Origin of the sequence: Bradyrhizobium sp. BR 1432, assembly GCF_051547705.1 — a bacterium.
In the GTDB taxonomy this organism is placed as follows: domain Bacteria; phylum Pseudomonadota; class Alphaproteobacteria; order Rhizobiales; family Xanthobacteraceae; genus Bradyrhizobium; species Bradyrhizobium zhanjiangense.
Window position 1 is genome coordinate 963,368 of the sequence record NZ_JBPUGF010000003.1, and the last position, 18,425, is coordinate 981,792.

Below are 18,425 nucleotides of genomic sequence, written 5' to 3' on the forward strand. Positions count from 1 at the left end.
TCGTTCGCCGAGGGGCCATCTCATTGAGGCACGAGACCGCGCTATGCGACAATCTTAGCGGTGGCACGAATCGTGCTGGTTCACCGATCGCATTTTCCGCGCTCATGTTCACGGGATCGGAAGTTCGCGCCGACATAAGAGAAGCAGCCATTAAGTCGAAACGCCAACTGCCTGGCTCCGCGAGCCACTCTGACACCGGAGCAAGACCTCATCGTCCGTTTCGATTTCAGCTGCAAACTCCGAACAAGCGTTGGTCGTGCGCTGAACATCGCACTCAATCTGCTGCCATTTCTGGCTCGCCGCCGAACGCTTGGCCCACACGACCTGCGCCTCAACAACCGCCGCCTGGGCCTGCTCTTGAGCGATGCGCGCTTGCTCAAGCGCTTCGCGTGCAGATGCGATCTCAGCTGTGAGTCGTCCAATGACGAGATGACACCGACGGTCGAGTTCGGTGACGCACATCGTATTAGACGATGCGAGTTTTAGATAAAGTTCAGCTTCGAGGCTTGCGCGGCGTTTCTCGGCACTGGCAACATTCTTGGAAGCTTTCTCCATCGCTTCAACCGCAATTTGGCGTTTGGCTTGCATATTTGATAATTGACGAAGCGCACTTCGCTCCCTCATGTCCTTCACCAGCCGCAATTTCGACGCTTGGATGGGATTCAGGCGGTCAGACGCGACATCCACGTGACGGCCTCCTCAAAACTAGACGGTTCATCCTGCCCCTGGCGCAAGAAATTCCGCAACTCCTCGATCGACGCGATTGCTCGGTCAGTCAGCGGATCGCCCCCTGGCTTGTACTCACCGACCTTGATCAAAAATTCGGCCTCATCATAGCGCGAAAGAAGATCTCGAAAGAAAGAGGCGGCCTTTCGATGTGACACAGAGACAACCGCATCCATCACGCGACTTCGGCTCGACAACACGTCGATGGCCGGAAAATGCTCTCGCGATGCGAGCGCGCGTGAAAGAATGATGTGACCATCGAGAATACCGCGCGACTCTTCGGCGATTGGATCGCCTGTGCCGTCACCTTCGACAAGCACTGTATAGAAGGCTGTGATCGAGCCCTGCTCGCCCATACCGGCACGTTCCAACAGACCCGGCAGCAGCGCAAAGACGGAGGGAGGAAAGCCGCGCCGCGTCGGAGGTTCTCCCGCGGCTAGGCCGATTTCACGCATCGCGCGGCTGAAGCGCGTCAACGAATCCATCATGAGAACGACCCGCAGTCCCTGATCACGAAAGTACTCGGCGAGTGCCGTCGCCGTATGAGCACATTGCGCGCGCTCCATTGCCGACCGGTCGGAGGTCTCAACGACAGCGATCGTACGATCGATGGCATCGCCAATATGGCGCTCGATGAATTCACGCACCTCACGTCCGCGCTCTCCTATAAGCGCAACGACAGTCACGTCAGCGTCCGCGCCTTTAACAATCTGCGACATCAGCGTCGACTTGCCGCAACCAGCGTCTCCATAGATTCCGATCCGTTGACCTTCGCCACAGGTCAGAAGTCCGTCGAGCACGCGGACGCCGAGCGGAAAAGGCCGTTCGATACCGCGCCGCCTCATTGGGTTGGGTGCCCTGCCGCGGAGGGGGTGAGTGTGGGCCGTCTTTATTGGCCCCTTCCCGTCGAGCGGACGGCCGAAGCTATCGATGACGCGGCCCAGCAAATCGGCCCCGACTGCAACTTCCTGCATTCGCCCGGTCGGAACCACTTCCGCGCGGCTAGACATGCCTACCATGTCGCCGATTGGCGTGAGCAATACCCCATCCGGCAGCAGACCGATCACCTCCGCCTCAAGTGACCATCCCGTATTGTGATCCTGCAATAGGCACAGCTCCCCAACACGGGCCCCGGGCAGCACGGCATGGACCAAGGTGCCGACGGCTCGGGTGATCCGTCCGCGCACAGCACGCGTATCGATATGCTTTGCCGTAGATTTCAGAGATGATAATGCCGCGTGCACAGCGCCTTCATCAACCGCATCGTCATAGCTTGGCCTTTGGGAAGTCATGGTTCGCCCTTCTGAGAAGGCGGAGCAAGGGCGAGACGCAATGTGCGGAGCTGCGCGGCAAGTCCTAGATCGACATTACCAAGTTCACTCCACAAAACGCATTGGTCCGGCGTTAGAGCCGGGTCCGGATCAATTCTGACCTTCGGACGCCCATGCGTTCCATCGAATGATGCGAACTGGCATGTCATGGCATCGACGTTCACAGGAGACACATGAAGGCACAATTCCGCGCCGCCATATCTTTGCTTGATAGCGTGACGAACCGTCCTCACTAACATCTCGCCCGGATCGAAGGAGCCGACCAAGTCATTCAAGATCTCAACGACGAGTTGTGGCAGCTCCTGTTCCAGCGCGGCTTTTCGTCGCGCCAGCTCAGAAGCAGCTCGGGCAACCAGCCGCGCCATTTCGTCCGAGCCTGCCTTCAGGCCTTCGGAGTGGCCGCGCGCCTGCTCGCGCTGATAAGCCTTCCTTGCCCAGTTGCGAACCTGCTGTAGATACCGCTCTGCTAGCGCGCGCGTCTGTACCGCATCGTACCAGATCCCAAGTTCCGAGGCTGGTATGAGTGGACCCACCGGACGTATCTGCGGGCGTTCTGGCAATGCTGGCTCATCCGCGGTCATGCGGGCCGTGTCTCCGTGGCGAAATGGGTCATTACCAAAGACATCAATTGGCCCGCGGCTTTGTAGTGTTCGGCGGTTGGGCTCTCTGCGGCGGTCCCGACAGGCAAGCAGAGAAGCACGCGCGTACGGTCGAGTTCTGAGGCTTGCTTGAGCCAAGCGCCAAGGCAGGCATACCCGTCATGTTTAATCCGCTGCGAAAGTTGCTCCGGATCGACAATCGATTGGGTTTCGACGGCGCTGGATATATGTCGGATAGCGAAAGTATGTGCTTCCGCACCGATATCGCCGATCAGTAGAGCAAGATCATGCTTTGACACCAGCTTCAGCACCGAGCGGGCATGCCAGATACTGCCGGCGAGCAGTGCCGCACGATGCGGATCATGCCCAAGCAAAGCGCCCCTTCCCCAGCTACTTCCCCTCGAGACCAGTTCACTGCCTAGCAGCAGTTCGGCTAGTCTTTCCTGCAGTCTGGAAGTTTTCTGCAGTTGCAGCACTGTAGAAGCCGCCAGCGACGCATCAAGCCGTTCAGCAAAACGGCTTGGATGGATTAAAGCAGTAAGCTCGCGCGCCCGATCGGAATGTTGGTTGAGCGAATGATTTGGTTCGGTGGATGTCATCGTTGCGGACATTGCATTCCGCCTATCTCGCATCGGAGTTCAGCTTTTTGCCGGCGGCTTGGACGGCGGGCATACCCGCCGCTGTGCCAATATTCGCCACTTTCCGCCAGAACTGACCGAGCTGGCGCGCACGTGTGCTCAGCAGCACGTAAGATAAAATGCCGAATGCGGCGCCGGCACCTCCGACCACGACCGCAAGAAAGGTGGCTGACGTGAACTTGGTCGGGTGGATCGAAGCAGCTGCTGGTGCCGAGGACATCTCATGCTGCGCCCGCTCAACCGGCACGAAAACGACGGTCACCTTGTCGTATGATAGTCCTTCAATGCTGTTGGCGACGAGCATCTTGATTTGGGGTAACAAGGCTGAGAGGTTCGCATTGGAGCCATGTCGAATGAAGACTGACGCCGAGGACGGGATCGCATCCTGTCGCAAAAGGTCATTCTTCGGCAAGACAACATGAACCCGGGCGGAGAGAACCCCATCGATATCATTGATTGTGCGCGACAATTCTTCGCTTAGGGCATAAACGTAACGAGCGCGCTCCTCAACCGGGGACGCAACCAGGCCCGATCCCTTGAACACCTCCCCAAGATTCTTGAACACCTGGCGCGGCAAGCCCTGGTCATTCAGCAGTTCTATCGAAATGGCCAATTGCTTTTCTTCGACCTGAATCGTGCTGGTACCATCCTTAGCGACAACTCGGACTGCATCGACACCCTTACTAAGGAGAAGGGCAAGCATCTCGTTGGCTTCACGCTCCTGAACTTTCGTATAGAGATCGGCCTTGCAGCCAGCTAGCAACAGCACAAGCGGCAACAGCAGAAAGGCATGAAGCTGCCTTCCAGCAGGCGCGCCGCGGCCGATCTTTCTTTGCGCGAAAAGTACCATCAACCGCCGCTCAGCCCGCTGATAGCAGCTTATTCAGAGATGAACCGACGGCGCCAGTACTCTTGGAGATGAGCGAAACCTGAATAACGCCGTTGTAAACATCCCGCAGATTCTGCAACGTCGACTCGAAATTGTCCGCACCTTCTGATTTTCCGACAGCATGGACATCAACTCCGTCCAAGCGCGAGATAGGCTGCGCGGCAGGCCCAAGCTGGACGCTCTTCGAAGGTCCCGGCTCGCCGATCGAAGGAAGTGCGGTCGACGGATATGGTTTGCCTAGGTGCGCCACAGAAAGATTCTGAAGGATGCGATCGCCCGGCGGACCGGTCTGCGTGACTGCGCGCTGAACCTCCGGTACAGGTGGCGCCGACGCACTGTCGGCCACCAAAGAGGCGGCACCCTGCTTCGAGGCCGCCTTTGCAAGATGCTCATGAAAGTTGCCCAGCGCCGATGAACACCCCTCGGTCAGACACTCGCCGAGGCTGGCAGAGATCGGCATCGCACCAAACATCACGGAAGAAATCATTGCTCTCGCGTCTATTAGCTGTCGTTGCCGTGAACGGCTCAGAACCCTAGCGAAGCGAGCTGACCAAAACCTGACGCGGATCACGAGCTACGTCATCCAAAAATCACGATTGGCTTCCAAGATTTGTGACGAATTTCGTCTTCCAACTTAAGAATTCCAGCGCATGACCGCCAGGAATACTCAACCAAACTACGAGGCTGCACACGTTGAAGAACATTCTAATTGTTGGTGTTTTCATCTGCTTGAGTGTGGTTAGGGCGCTCGGCGCCCCCTAGAGCTGCCATCCACGCCTTATACTTATACGGTTCTGGATCAGGATCTCGCGGCCGCACTGCAGGAGTTCGGCAACAACTTAAATATTCGAGTCAATGTCAGCACCCAGGTAAAGGGACGGATTCGCGGGCGCATGCCGGATCTCGCGCCGCGAGATTTCCTCGAACGCGTGACCAATCTTTATAATCTTCAGTGGTACTACAACGGGCTGGTGCTGTACGTATCTGACGCGCACGAGGCGGAAAGTCGTCTGCTTGTCTTAAAGCCGATCACTTTCGATGCATTCAAGGCGGCACTCGATGCACTAAAAATTTCCGATGAACGCTTCGTCGTAAGAGCTGCACCGGAAGATGGACTGGTCCTCGCTTCTGGCCCGCCTCGCTTTATCGCGCTTGTCGACCAAACGCTCAAAGGCCTAGTGGCGGAGGCGGAGGCGCGACGAAACCTTACGACGGCCGCAAAGCCGCCGCCCGAGTCGGTCTTGATGTTGTTTCGGGGCTCTTCAAGTGCGGTCATTCGTGATGGACGACCGGAGGGACCTGTTTCGCCCGAGGCGACGCATCAAGACAACGTGGCTCACGCGCCTGGCCCAAGCCAGAGATGAATTGGACAGCAAGCGTCGCTTACAAAGGAACTCAATGCGGCCGCGGCATTCTTTGTGAGCATTTCGAAAGCTGATGCTGTCGGCATGAGAGCCCGAGACCTAGACGATGATGCCTTCAACTGGAAGGCTTGGCAGCATCATTTTGCGGTGGCTACGGCTTTAGCTCCGCTCAACAATCGACGATCTCAGCTGTTTGAGTACATTTGCCGGCAAACGGTGTCTGATCCCATTATGCTTCATGGCGCGATGGGGCAGACGCTACCCCTCTCGTAACGGAGCGGTAGGCCACTCGCCATCGCCAGGCGACGCGGCAGTATCATTTAGACTTGTTGCACGAACCCGCGCCGATCTTCCGCGGATTCGCAGGCCCGAGTTCCCAATTTTGCCATCTGCCGCGTCAGGACGCGACGGAATGGCAGACAATTTTGGGCTGATACGGATATTGTAAATGCGTTGCAGCGTTGCGCAACACCGCATTCATGTCCGTTCGCGCATTCCGCTGAGCGCCGTCAGCTTCTCGAAAGCTAACTCCCGCTACTATAAGGGGGTGAATATCTAGTAGGCAATGAGCCTATTGATCGCACGGACCTGAGCACTGGACGCCCACTCAGTCGCCGGGAGCAGCCGCCAGGAGTTGTTGGATCTGCCCATCAACCCTTGGTGTTCGTCGCGAACTCGGGCTGCACGGTGTGACAGGACTGTGGCGCAATCTCACAGCACAGGATGTATAATGTCAGTCAACAACCTATCCCTCGCCGCCAACTCGAACATGGCTTTGTCCGGGCTTGCCCCCGGGCTGACACCGGCGCAGGAGCTGTCAAGTTTCGAGGCGGTGCTTGCGAGCTACGCCTTAAAAGACACGACCGGCGATCATTCCGCACCACAGGATTCGACCTCGCAGTCGACCAAAAACCTGACGGAGGAGCTCATACAGCTGACGGGGAATATCGTGCCACCCGACGTTAGGGCTGCATTGGATGCAGATGCGTATGGCCAGCTCCCGCAGTCAACCTCTGCTGCGGGCTCCACTGCGATTGCAGCGGCGCCAGTACCCAGCTCACGGATCACATGGAACAGTGGCACTCTGACTGACGCCGAGTTGCAGATTGTGTCGGTGCTGAACCGTCATAAAGATAAATGCCCCCTCGATTGGAAGTCGCTCGGAGATTTGGCGAAGGATCCCTCCACACCGCCGGATCTGAAGGCGGCGATCGAAGCATTGCAGCAGGATCCGGAGCTCTTCTATGCGATAGGCTCACAAGGCGATGGCCGCTGCGGCGGGAAAATCAAGGCAGGTGATCTCTCTGGTTTCTCCGATCATCACTCACAAGTGGCTGCATTCCAGGAGCAGCAGGCGCGGAGCTACGAGCATAACTACGTTCCGTCGGACGGCACCGGAAATGGCCAGCCATGCGTTATGACCCAGACAGACGCATTGCGTGAGCTCTATCGCTATTCTGATAACTTGCCCAAGAACCTGAGTCTCGCGGATTTCAGACAGATCGTTGATGGCGAGGCTAAAACCGGCAAATGCCCACCTCAGGTTCTCGCAGCCGCTCAATACTTCCTCAATCATCCGGAGGAATGGAAACAGTTGTATGGCGGCTCGGTAGATAAGGTCCACAAAGAGGACTTCTTGCAGGTGGCTTCATCATCGATGAGCCTCACGCATGCCGAGTTGGATACGCTAGGTACAATCAACAAGAACCAAGGGGCTTTTTTCGGGAAGGGTGACCTGACCCGGGAGAAGCTCGCGAGTATGGTCGATGACAAGAGTCTCGCCCCCGACGTGCGAAAGGCGGCCTCCCAGCTGCTGTCGGATCCTCTCTTGTTCGGATTGCTGAACAACTCGATCACAGGCTACAAGACCCACCACAAGTTCTTCGACTTCGGCGGCGGCCACACGGTCGATTCCGGCAACATCAGCAATAACGACTTCACCCATTTCTTCAGCAACATGTCCGATGCGAACCGCACCGCTCACCAATTGAAGCCGCACGCCGTTCAGACGGCTGCCGATCAGGCTGCCGTCAAGGACATGATGACGGGCGTGGCGGACCAGCCCGACATCAAGTCACCCAAGAAAAACGGAGGCGCCTTCATGCACGCCCTTGATGACGTGCTCAAGGTGGGCTCCAAGGTGCTTGACTGGGCTGCGACGGCAGTTGGTGTACTCGGCTTCATTCCAGGTTTGGGCGAATTGACCGATCTCGCGTCAATGGTACTCGAGAGCGAGGCGCAAGCAGCAAATCTTCTGCACACAGCCATCACAGGCGGCAACATAAAGCAGGCGCTGGAAGAAGCGGGACTCAGTCTTGCGGCACAGGCGGTGGGTTGTATCGGCGGCCCGGAGGTCAAACTAGCCATGCGCGAAGGCTTGACGAAGCAGGCAATTCAAGAAGCCGCGACGGCCGGCGTCAACCTTCCGGTCTCGATGGCACAGTCTTACGCGGAGGACTATTTGAACTCCCTAAAGGAGAGGATTGAGTCCGCGGACATGCAAGCTGCAGGCGTTTACAGCTAGTCAGAGTGACTTGGGCTCTCAGATCACAACTGAGTAGCTAGGCGAGCTTGCGCAGCCCCCGTGCGGTTGGGTCTCCACTGCTAACCGGTAGGGGCTCGCAAGCTTTGCCAGCATGTTCGAGCTCCTTACCCACATCCGACGACTTTGCTTCGCTGGTTTTCACCAAGGCCCACTTTATGTTTGGCTGTATTCGACCGCCGCCTCGGGAGCAGCCGCAAATGCGGTACGTCGTCGCAAAAGTTCGATAGGCGGCCATCCGGCTCCAACAGCCGACGCTAAACTTGTCGACTTTCTTAACACCGGGACAGAACCAGATGATGTCGACGAGAAGGCACACGCCGCACTGAGATGCGGACATAGGGCAGAACGGATGAGGCCAAGGGCGACCGCACGAGGCGTACCCCTTTGCCCGCGCGGCGAGAAAGTGCTCGATGACGCTGAGGCCTTAGCCGGATTGAAGGATTTGCCTTCGCACTCTAATCGTCTCAGCACGCTTAACATCCCAGGTCGTGTTTGATCCGATCTAGGCACATCACGCCTGCGCTTGGCAGGAGAAAATGCCTTACCAGATGGAAATGCCGCCGGCGACGGTGAGCGGGACGTTATAGCATCTCGGCCTCAAAGCTTGATGATCAACGAGATCGCCCCGGCTTCATAACATGATCGTCTTTCTTGGTGCCCACTATCTGATCTCCACACGTGGCCATGCACCAATCACGTTGAATTCGTTAATCCGCCAAAACCAGTTGAATTTCTGAGATCCGTCAGCTTGTCGAAAGCTAATGCTCGCACAGTGAGGAAAGCCACGACGGCATGATCAAGTTGACATAGGAGAAGCCTTTGCCAATGCGCATTCCGAGTTCAAGCGCCACTGCGCGCGTCGATCCCGACCTCCATGCTGCTCGTGGTGACAAGAAAGGCTCGCGCACACCCGACGACCATGACAATCATGGTCAATCGCCTGGTACAAGCAGCCCTGTAAATGGCACGTCAACTCCGGACAGTAGCTCGCAAGAGGCCGCGTTGCGCCAAGCATTCAACGCCGCTCTCGGAGCCGCGGCTTTCCAAATGGCAAGTAATGCAATGGCTCGTTTCCATGAGGCCATTAGCGAGGAGGATTCCTGACGCCGGATGTTGCGGCGTCGGGAAATAGGAGCCGCCAGGAGCGGCAACACCCGAACAAACAGGAGAACAAATATGCCTTCTAAAGTTGGTGCGACCACTACCTCGGCTGCAGGGGGGGCGGCTGGCACTGCTACTGCTGCAGTTGGTACTGGAGCTGCTGAAGTTGCCGGAGACGCCGCTTGGCACGCCCAAATCGCCGCTCTGACTGCCGAAACCACCAAGGCTACTGAGAGGGATGTGCAACTTCGCGTCGTTTCAACGGAGCTCACGACCATCAAGAAAGTAGCCGACGAGCGGGTGCAGTAACGGAGGAGGTGGGACGACGTCGTCGTCCCACCTTTCCTGGCCTGCGTAAGCTGCAAAGCTCGCAACGAGCCGTACGGCTCCCTCGCTGTTCAGGAGACCGTCGACCGTGAATGAACCACACTCCCTGCATTTCGAGGTGCTGTCGGGGCTTTACTCCGGGCTAACCGGCAAATTGGGCTTTGGATCGAGCCTGATTGGTAGCGACCTGGATGCTGACTTGGTCTTCATCGAACAAGGGCTCGAACGTCATCACCTTCGTATCACCCCACATCGCAATTCGATTGAAATCGAACCTCTTGCTCGGGAAGTCAGGATCGAGGGACAAGAGACAATTCTCCCGAACGAGCGCGTTATTGTTCCTCTTCCCGCCGTCATACATGCGGGCGAGATGTCCATCCGTTGTTCCATCGAGGATTCTAAACAAGCTGGCTCCATCGGCCGCTGGCTCGGATCGACCGCCGTAGTCGCCTCTGTCCTGATCAGCTCCGTCGCGGTCGGCGCCGTCTCAACTGGTTTCGTCCAGACGGACAGCGCTGTTGCCGTGAACGCCGACTTGCCCCGTAACGTCGACGTTGCACCTAAGCTGGCGCCCAACGCTCCTGATGCTCTGACCGCCGATGCAGCTGCCGCACGGCTGCAAGAGGAAGTTGATAGAGCGGGCCTTTTTGATATCAAAGTCAGATCTGAGCCGGGTGTTGTCGCTGCTGACGGTACCGTAACGCGCGCCTCTCTCCCAAAATGGCGGGAAGTTCAGGAATGGTTCGATCGCGATCGAAAGGGCGCATATGTTCTCGTCAATGCAGTAGCCATCAAGGAGGAGAAGACGCCGTCCTCGATTTCTGTCGAGGCCGTTTGGCGGGGAAGTGAGCCATATCTGGTCATCGCTGGCCAAAAGTATTTCGTGGGCGCGCTGTTGAATAACGGATGGACCGTCAATGGGATTGACGAACGACGTGTGCTGCTGAGCCGGAACGGCCGGCTTGTTGCCCTCCCCTATTAGTTTCAGCCCGCGGCTAAGAAGGAAAGACTCATGACTAGGTTGCCTGAGCATTCGCTAGAGCCTGGCGCCTCTTTTCAGGGGCTCAATGTCGACGACCACCCACCTGCTATTACCCCCGCGACTGCTAGAGCCAAGGAACCCGAACTCGAGAGAACTCATGCAAATGGTGGCAAGAGCTTCGCGATTTTCCAGGATGCGCCCCCGCAAGATCTGCCTGTTGTCTCCGCGATCGAGACCGCACTGGACCTTAACTCGATTGATCCCGTTTCGCGCGTCAATGCCAACGAGGCGCGCGGCCAGATCGGTGAGATCAAGCCAGGCTCAGAACTTGCTTGGCTTAATGGTCCCAGTCTCGCGGACAACCTGCTCTCCTTTGTCACGCCGCGCCTATGTCATTCGGATGTTCTGCGCCCAGAGAAACAGGGCATTCTTCTCGAACGTTTGGCTGATACGCTGTCGGCTGAGAGTTCGGTGTCTCGTGAAGACCTCGCGATTTTGCAGTTGGAGCTGCGACGGTTAATTCTGTTCCGGCAGAATCACAACAGCTTGATCAAAGGCTAGCAATGGCCGAGCCTGACGGAGAGCAACACCTCACACCTGCTCCGCCGGCACACTCATCAAGTGCCGGTGATGTTTTGCACATCTCAAGGAGGGAGCGTGATTTGCTCTGCGCGCTTTCCTATGTGCATCTTGCCTGCGGTCAGAGCGCACAGAGCCTGGCTCTGTTGCAAATCGTCGCTCATGAACATTCTCACGATGTCGAGCTGCTCCGCATTCTGGTCTACGCTCTGATCTCGGAGGGCCACGGTGACGAAGCACTGGCGGCGTTAGATCGGCTAGACAAACTTGACGACGCCCCGTCTTCGCGCCTGCCTTTGATGGTTTTGCGCAGTCACGCGCTGCGTCAGGCCGGCCGCATGGCCGAGGCACGCGCAATCTTCAAGAGCTATGTTTCATTGCGGAGCAGCGCAGCTCCATCCAAACAATAATAGGCTCCTCATGGCCAATATCCTACGTAGTCTCATCGTGCGCGCACCAGCTAACCCAGATTTGATGGTCGCGTTGATGCTTCTTCTGGCGATCGGAATGATGATCATGCCGATCCCGATTGTAGTGATCAACATGCTGATCGGATTCAACCTCGGTTTTGCCATACTGCTGCTGATGGTGGCCCTGTATCTCAAGACGCCGCTTGACTTTTCGTCCTTGCCGGGCGTCATCCTGATCTCCACCGTCTTTCGTCTGGCTCTTACCGTCGCAACGACGCGGTTGATTCTTGCTGAGGGGGATGCCGGCAGCATCATACATACATTCGGCGATTTCGTTATATCCGGCAATATCGCTGTTGGCATCGTCATATTCCTCATTGTGACCATGGTGCAATTCATGGTTCTCGCCAAGGGCGCAGAACGGGTCGCAGAAGTGTCGGCGCGTTTCACGCTCGACGCGCTGCCGGGCAAGCAGATGGCAATCGACGCGGAACTGCGCAACGGGCACATCGATCAGAACGAATCTCGCCGTCGGCGAGCGGCGCTGGAGCAAGAAAGCCAACTTCACGGCGCCATGGACGGCGCTATGAAATTCGTGAAGGGCGACGCCATCGCCGGGCTCATAGTTATCTGCATTAACATGCTGGGCGGCATCACAATCGGGTTGCTCTCCAAAGGCATGCCCCTGGAGGAGGCGCTGCATCAATATACGATTCTGACCATAGGTGATGCGCTAATTTCGCAGATTCCGGCCCTACTGCTGTCAATTACGGCAGCAACCATTGTCACTCGTGTCAATGGTCCTTCGCGGCTCAATCTGGGTGCCGATATCGTCAGCCAACTGACGGCCAGCACGCAAGCGCTGCGGTTGGCCGCCGGCGTCCTGATTGTGATGGGGCTCGTTCCCGGTTTCCCTTTGCCTCCGTTCATCATGCTGGCCGTACTCTTCGGCGCGGCGAGCTTTGTCAATGTTGGCGTGCAGCGCGGCAAGACCGCCGCCAAGACGGAGGTCAGTAGCACCGGTGCGTCTCCAGCTCCATCGCAGGGTCAGAAGCAAACCTTGCCTGCAGAGGCCCTTCCAATCGCGCTGTTCCTCGCACCAAACCTTGCAGTTGCAATCGACAAAGACGAACTCGAGCAGTCAATCGGGCGAGTTTCGGCACTGGTCTCATCTGATCTTGGTATCACAATTCCGCGCATGCCAACCAAGGTCGACCAGCACTTACCTGAATCGCAATTCAGGGTAGACGTTGAGGGAGTGCCCGTCGGGCAGGATTTTGTGGACCCGACGCAACTCATGCTCAACGACGACGTAGCGAACATTGAATTGAGCGGTATCCCCTTTCGGCAAGACGTAGAGACAGATCGGATTTGGATCGAACAAGGTCATGCGTCGGCCCTCAAAGCAGCTGGAATAGGGCATCACCCTCCGAGCGAAGTCGTCGCCTTGCGCATCCAGTCGACATTGACGCGCTATGCACAGCGCCTGGTGGGCATTCAGGAGACCCGACAATTGCTGGGCCGAATGGAGCAGGAATATGCCGATCTGGTGAAGGAGGTGCTGCGGACGATGCCGGTTCCCCGGATCGCCGATGTCCTGCGCCGCTTACTGGACGAGGGCATCCCCATTCGCAACACTCGCTTAGTTCTGGAGGTGCTGGCCGAATGGAGTGAGCGCGAACAAAACGTCGTCTTGCTTACCGAGTATGTTCGCTCCGGTCTGAAGCGGCAGATCTGTCATCGCTATGCCAACGCTCACCGTGTTGTGGCAGCCTTTATCGTAGAGCGTCAAACCGAGGATATCGTGCGCGGTGCGGTGCGCGACACCGCTGTGGGTCCTTATCTCGTTTTGGAGGATCGCGAGAGCGAGATGCTGCTTTCGCAGTTCCGCAAGATCCATTCGAGCATCGCACGCGGTCAGAGCCAACCCGTCATTCTGGGTTCGATGGATATCCGGCGTTTCGTCCGGGGTTTTCTCACCCGCAACGGGATCGACCTGCCTGTTCTTTCGTATCAGGATCTCGCTCCGGATTTTACGGTTCAGCCGATTGGATCCGTCAAGCTAGAGGCTTCAAAACATAAGACTTCCCCAGGAGAGCGTCGTGACCCGATCGTCGCAACCAGCTAACAAGGCACAGCAGTGGTCGTGAGATAGTAGTTGAATTTATGTAAAATGAATGTCTGGCGCCGGTTCTTCTCACTTGATCCGAAGTTGCACTCAGCCATCCTCGCTTCGCTTGCCATTCTGCTACTCGGAGGCTGCGCGAGCTCGCCTAAGCCCAGTCCTTTATCGCAGCAAGAGACCGCTCCAGAACGACGAGGCGACAAGGAGATCGATCCTGCTATGCGCGAGCGCATTGCGTACGCTCTCCGTGCGGATGGTGACGAGGAAACTTTGCGCGAAACGTTGAAGCAACAACCGGGCAACGTCAATGCGGCGATTCCTCTGGCGCGTGCCCTGCTGGAGCGCAAGCGCCCGGATGACGCGCTTGAGGTCCTTGACAAGGTCTTACTTGCAGCCCCTGCAGACCTGCGCGCCTTGAATGCGAAGGCAGTTGTGCTTGATAGCGAGGGGCGTCACCGTGAAGCACAAGCGCTATATCGGCAAGCTCTCGCAACGACCCCCGATAATCCGATGCTGCGCAACAACTTAAAGCTGTCGCTCGCACTTGATGAGAAGGCCAAAACAGGAAGCGCGAGCCTACAGCCGTTTCAGCCGCCCTATCAGGGGGCGCAATCTCGCTAGCGCCGTTGTTCGCTAACGATACATTTACTGCAGGGTTTGGCAGGTTGAGCACGGCTCAGCCTGCATCCGCTTGGGTCCGTTTTCGGCTAACGAGTTTGTCGCGAGTCAATGTGCAGATGCTCTCTTATCCCTGAGGCTTGGGATTGCGCGTGCTGGTTCTGACACTCATGTCTGTCTTCCAGCGACCTGGTGGATGCGATGGACAGCGCATTTGCTGGTTTTTCTCTACAGCAACGCCGAAGAAACATTGCGCACGACGCAAGGAATTTGCATTGCTTGTCGCACCGGCCGAAGCGTTGGTATGAGAATAGATCAAGGATGAGTTTATCGATTGCAATCTAGAACATTGCACTCGGGCGATCTTTGGAAGGAGGGGTGCCTGCTCAACGCCTTACTCAAGCAACCCGGCCGGGAGGCCGCAGGTGACTTAGCCAAACGGATCCAAAGCCTCAGCGGCAAGATCAACTTTATCGCAATTGGCAAGCCCCCCGATAGTGCAGCCGATATCTGGTCGCCTTCCACCTTAATACGCCTCCGCCGCCGACGAACGACTTGATGGTATGCCCGGCACGAGGTGGCTCGACATCTCTCCAGATTTGGCGTCTTCGATCGAAACGGCCGAAGACACTTATAGCCATCAGATTTGCTCCTCAAACGGAGAAATCACTTCGGACCGTTCTGATGGTGAACATTGACGCACACCTCGACTGGCTGGAAACGGCCACGATGACGTGTGGCCCCCATGGCGTTAATCCGCGAATGATTCCTCCTCTCCAGGATGCAAATGGAAAGCCCCGGCTCGAAGCCGGGGCTTTTGTTGAGCTATTCATCGCCGCGCAACTCTCACAAGCCCCACGGTGCGGTTGTTACCCGGCATCTCATCCGATCGAAGCGGTCGGTTTCGCTCCGCCCAAGACTCAACGTAAGCCGACGATGTCGACTTACGTTGCTCCACCGCCTGCCGCAACATGAACGCTTGCAGATCCGCGTTACATAAAGCCACCGTCCTCGTCGGAATCTGCTGCAGCTTCAGTATCACTGTCCGCTTTGGAGAGATAGCGCCGAGAACTAGTTGCACGCTGCCATTCACCATCGCTGTTTAGCTCCCACTTTCCGGACTGGGTGGGATCGAGCACCATGTCGTCCTCATCCACTTCAACGAATCCCATCGCTTGTGCGCGGGCTTTCGCTTCTGGATTAGCAGGACGCCAGTTCACCAACGGTCGTTCGCCGTCTTGCCGAAGTTGATGCTCGAGCAGAATATCGCCAGCATTCGTGACAAGCGGATGAGCCACCTGAAAATCGACAACTGAGGTGACTTCACTTCTTCCAGGGAACTGGTCTCGCCACCTATCGCTTTCGAAGTCAGTCATGCTGAATCCGCGTTCCGTCCTTTGGAGGCCGACGCTCGTATTTCCTAATTGGTAGCTGTAGTATCGGGCCTCGTCGGAATCTCTTCTGACGGCGTACTTCTCGGCAACGTCTGCTGTGCGCCTAGCTCTTTCGGATACAAACTCAGAGTACTCCTGAGGATTATTGGCGATTCGGTTGATTGCGTCGCCGTGAAAGTTCCTCGCTTCTCTCCTGAATGTAGCTTGATCGATCTCGACCACGGGAGGCCTTGAAACGAGGGAATAATTCGGATGCGAAGATGAGCTGCCAGCGGAATCCTGCAATCGCATTCTAGAGAACGCATCCGCGAAGTCTTGGCTTTCGGTATCCGAATGCTCAGCATCTCCCCAATAGCTTTCATTCCCGGACCAATTGTTAATTCGACCGTACATGACGAGCGCACTCCTATGGATCATACGTTACATTGTGTTCAGGTCAATTTGACCTTACTCGCCTGTAGACAGCTTAGCTGTCCGCAACCTGACGCCAGCGTATGAATGGCAGACAGGTGGGCTGATAGGTCGGACCTTGCGATCCGAGTTCCGAGTACAATGATAGGTCCGCAGCCAATATGCTGCGACGCAGTCATATGGGGGAACAACTCACAATTCTGAAACCTTCCCATTCGCCTGCGACTAAGCGCACGTCGCGTTCCTCGCACGCAAGTGGAGACCCATAAAAGACGACATGCCCCCTCGACGTACTTTAAACTTGCGGACCGCACCCTAACCTCCGGCTCGTGGCTTGAGCCTGATTACATCTTCGACGCAGAAACCCTTACTTAGACCAGTGAGCTGTTCCGCTTTCTTTAGGATGGCTCCTTCTAAGGCAACCTCCCGTTGGGGCATCTCTGCAGCGTCATCTTCCTGGGCCGGAGGGACCGATCATACCAACGACCTCTCCGGCATTTGCCTCTGCACATACTCCGTTTTGGCAGCGAAGTCTCCGTACGTTCTATGATGGTGCTGCAGCTACCATTGGCGGATTGCCGGTCACATTTCGCCGCTAATCCATTTATGTCATTCTCCTACTTCGTACTTTTCTGCTGATTTCCAGTCGACGAGGTTTTGACTGCGAATACCCAAGAAGGAATAGATTACCGCCACGGGGGCTCGATGATACGAAAGCTCTGCGCCCTCGCCTGGAGAAAAGATAGGAACGCTCCTCCATCGCGATGACGGACACCAGAGATGTGTCCTTGAATAGAGATAACCACGTATCGCTCCATGCCGGCAACACGCGTCGCAGCGCCCGCGAAGTATGATTTTAGGTCATTCCTAACGCGAGGCCGGCGTCGCTTTGGTCTTGTCGTATCGAGTTCACGCCTGCGCGGAACGTCTCCGAAACGTATGCAGAGACCATCATCGAAGTTGCTCCCATCAATAAGGGCGGGAACTGAGCGCCCAAACGCGGCACGACCTCGAAACTCCAGTAGACGAGCAACATCAAGGGAGTGGCTCTGAACTCATTGCTGCACCTCGCATAGACCGCATACGCGAGCTGCGAAGAAGCAAAATCAGCGTTCCTCCAGGCACAGATACAAGCATCTTGACCAAAGTCAGAAATTGCGTCTTGGCGGCGCCGCCGAGGGACGCCCAACGATATTGCCAGAGTGTCGACCACTCTAAGATTCATGACCGCTCCGAGTGGGCCAGATGGGAACAGACCCGGTCAACCGACCGCGTTAACAAGAGTATCATCGCAATGGATGCGCATCTGTCGAAAGCGCCCCTCTTCGGCGGCGGACAGTCATCGCGATCCTGCTCAGCAAATACAGCAATCACTACCAGTTATCCGTGCATAATGCTCGGCAAGCTGGATGTTACGGCGACGCTATCCGTGAGGAGTTGGGGTTTGGCGATACGGCTACGTCACTGCAATCGCTCGAAGATTACGTTGATGTCGGTCATTGCAGCAAGTCGGTATGATCTGCATTCCATCAGATTGATGATCCGTGCCCTGTTGCCTTTTAGAAAATGCTCGCTTGGCTCGCACTGAATGACAGCGGGTCTGATGCGTTCGTAGTCAATGGCTTTGAGCAGATCGTGATCCAGTCCTTCGCAATCGATCGACAAGAAGTCGACGTCGTCGGCATAAGGTCGCACTAGCTCGTTTATGCCGATAGCGCTCACCTCGATGCGGTCTCGTACACCTCCTAAGCCGTCGAAGTCGCCGAAACTTTTAACATGTGCCTCATTTACAGAGGAAAGCTCATGGGCGTTTCCGATGAAGAGCGTGGCAAACGCCTGCGGAGCGGGCAAGACCACGGACGAAATGAGGGTGTCTCTCGGTCGCGCCGTTCGGATCAGTGCCCCCAATTCAGGATTGGGTTCAACCAGAACACCTCGCGCGCCTCTTTGGTACATAAGATAGGTACTCGAGGTAGAGATGGGGTGATTGGCGCCAATCTCGACGTAGAAAACACTGTCCCAAGATCTTTGACTCTTGCAGAGTCTCGCAGCAAAAATTCCTTCCAGAATGACGTCTTCTCCGGCTTGCGCATAGCTAGCCGGGGCATAGTGCTTGATCCGAGAGTGCGGAAGACTAAGCCTATCGATCTCCTGGAGTATGGACTGGTTTTCAAAGTCGGAAAACATGGGCTCGCTCTCCACTGCAGCTGCTATCTTGGGACCCGCAGCTACGACCAGCTTGCACCCGGCAACTCTTTCACATCCCAGCAATCGCTGTGCCACGTTCGGAATATGACGTAGCTTGCTAGGCCTAAGAGAAACGCGCACGCCTGCCGGTATACTCGCTGCAATGGGCCGCGAAACTTGTCGGCTCGCAACGTTGGGG

The 18,425-nt window shown here is 56.6% G+C and carries 14 protein-coding genes and 1 pseudogene; 7 read left to right on the plus strand and 8 right to left on the minus strand.

Annotation, left to right across the window (positions count from 1 at the left end):
* Positions 1-150 precede the first annotated feature (150 nt).
* Genes ACSKB8_RS04590 through ACSKB8_RS04615 form a run of 6 tightly spaced genes read right to left on the minus strand, consistent with a single transcriptional unit; the run spans position 151 to position 4,670 of the window.
* Positions 151-687: a hypothetical protein gene (locus tag ACSKB8_RS04590; protein WP_438102817.1), complete on the minus strand. Its 537-nt coding sequence runs from the start codon at positions 685-687 to the stop codon at positions 151-153.
* Positions 663-2,018: a type III secretion system ATPase SctN gene (gene sctN, locus ACSKB8_RS04595; protein ID WP_438102819.1), complete on the minus strand. Its 1,356-nt coding sequence runs from the start codon at positions 2,016-2,018 to the stop codon at positions 663-665. Before sctN ends, ACSKB8_RS04590 begins: the two co-directional genes overlap by 25 nt.
* Positions 2,015-2,638 (minus strand): type III secretion system stator protein SctL, encoded by a 624-nt coding sequence (gene sctL / locus ACSKB8_RS04600; RefSeq protein ID WP_438102821.1) that lies wholly within the window; start codon positions 2,636-2,638, stop codon positions 2,015-2,017. Before sctL ends, sctN begins: the two co-directional genes overlap by 4 nt.
* Positions 2,635-3,267: a nodulation protein NolU gene (locus ACSKB8_RS04605; RefSeq protein ID WP_438102823.1), complete on the minus strand. Its 633-nt coding sequence runs from the start codon at positions 3,265-3,267 to the stop codon at positions 2,635-2,637. The genes sctL and ACSKB8_RS04605 overlap by 4 nt, the downstream gene beginning before the upstream one ends.
* Before the next feature lie 10 nt (positions 3,268-3,277).
* A complete protein-coding gene (gene sctJ / locus ACSKB8_RS04610; protein WP_438110395.1) occupies positions 3,278-4,144 on the minus strand; it encodes a type III secretion system inner membrane ring lipoprotein SctJ in 867 nt (288 codons plus the stop codon).
* Positions 4,145-4,154: 10 nt separating this feature from the next.
* Positions 4,155-4,670 (minus strand): nodulation protein NolB, encoded by a 516-nt coding sequence (locus ACSKB8_RS04615; protein WP_438102825.1) that lies wholly within the window; start codon positions 4,668-4,670, stop codon positions 4,155-4,157.
* 215 nt (positions 4,671-4,885) lie between these two features.
* Here ACSKB8_RS04615 and ACSKB8_RS04620 point away from each other — a divergent pair.
* The 7 genes and pseudogenes from ACSKB8_RS04620 (at position 4,886) to ACSKB8_RS04650 (ending at position 14,237) form a co-directional block, all read left to right on the plus strand.
* Positions 4,886-5,547, plus strand: a pseudogene (locus ACSKB8_RS04620) (secretin N-terminal domain-containing protein).
* Between the two features lie 730 nt (positions 5,548-6,277).
* Complete coding sequence (locus ACSKB8_RS04625; protein ID WP_438102827.1) at positions 6,278-8,071, plus strand: HrpF/NolX family T3SS translocon protein; 1,794 nt, start codon at positions 6,278-6,280, stop codon at positions 8,069-8,071.
* A gap of 1,537 nt (positions 8,072-9,608) precedes the next feature.
* Positions 9,609-10,502: a SctD/MshK family protein gene (locus tag ACSKB8_RS04630; protein ID WP_438102829.1), complete on the plus strand. Its 894-nt coding sequence runs from the start codon at positions 9,609-9,611 to the stop codon at positions 10,500-10,502.
* Between the two features lie 30 nt (positions 10,503-10,532).
* Positions 10,533-11,063 carry a hypothetical protein gene (locus ACSKB8_RS04635; protein ID WP_438102831.1) on the plus strand — a complete coding sequence of 177 codons (531 nt, stop codon included), beginning with the start codon at positions 10,533-10,535 and terminating at the stop codon, positions 11,061-11,063.
* Positions 11,064-11,065: 2 nt separating this feature from the next.
* Positions 11,066-11,491: a hypothetical protein gene (locus ACSKB8_RS04640; RefSeq protein WP_438102832.1), complete on the plus strand. Its 426-nt coding sequence runs from the start codon at positions 11,066-11,068 to the stop codon at positions 11,489-11,491.
* 10 nt (positions 11,492-11,501) lie between these two features.
* Complete coding sequence (gene sctV / locus ACSKB8_RS04645) at positions 11,502-13,619, plus strand: type III secretion system export apparatus subunit SctV (protein WP_438102834.1); 2,118 nt, start codon at positions 11,502-11,504, stop codon at positions 13,617-13,619.
* A gap of 216 nt (positions 13,620-13,835) precedes the next feature.
* A complete protein-coding gene (locus ACSKB8_RS04650; protein WP_438102835.1) occupies positions 13,836-14,237 on the plus strand; it encodes a tetratricopeptide repeat protein in 402 nt (133 codons plus the stop codon).
* 989 nt (positions 14,238-15,226) lie between these two features.
* Here ACSKB8_RS04650 and ACSKB8_RS04655 read toward each other — a convergent pair.
* Together ACSKB8_RS04655 and ACSKB8_RS04660 are read right to left on the minus strand one after the other, a co-directional pair.
* Complete coding sequence (locus ACSKB8_RS04655) at positions 15,227-16,021, minus strand: effector protein NopP (protein WP_438102837.1); 795 nt, start codon at positions 16,019-16,021, stop codon at positions 15,227-15,229.
* A 1,479-nt stretch (positions 16,022-17,500) separates the two neighbouring features.
* Positions 17,501-18,226 carry an FkbM family methyltransferase gene (locus ACSKB8_RS04660; protein ID WP_438102839.1) on the minus strand — a complete coding sequence of 242 codons (726 nt, stop codon included), beginning with the start codon at positions 18,224-18,226 and terminating at the stop codon, positions 17,501-17,503.
* Positions 18,227-18,425: the final 199 nt, after the last annotated feature.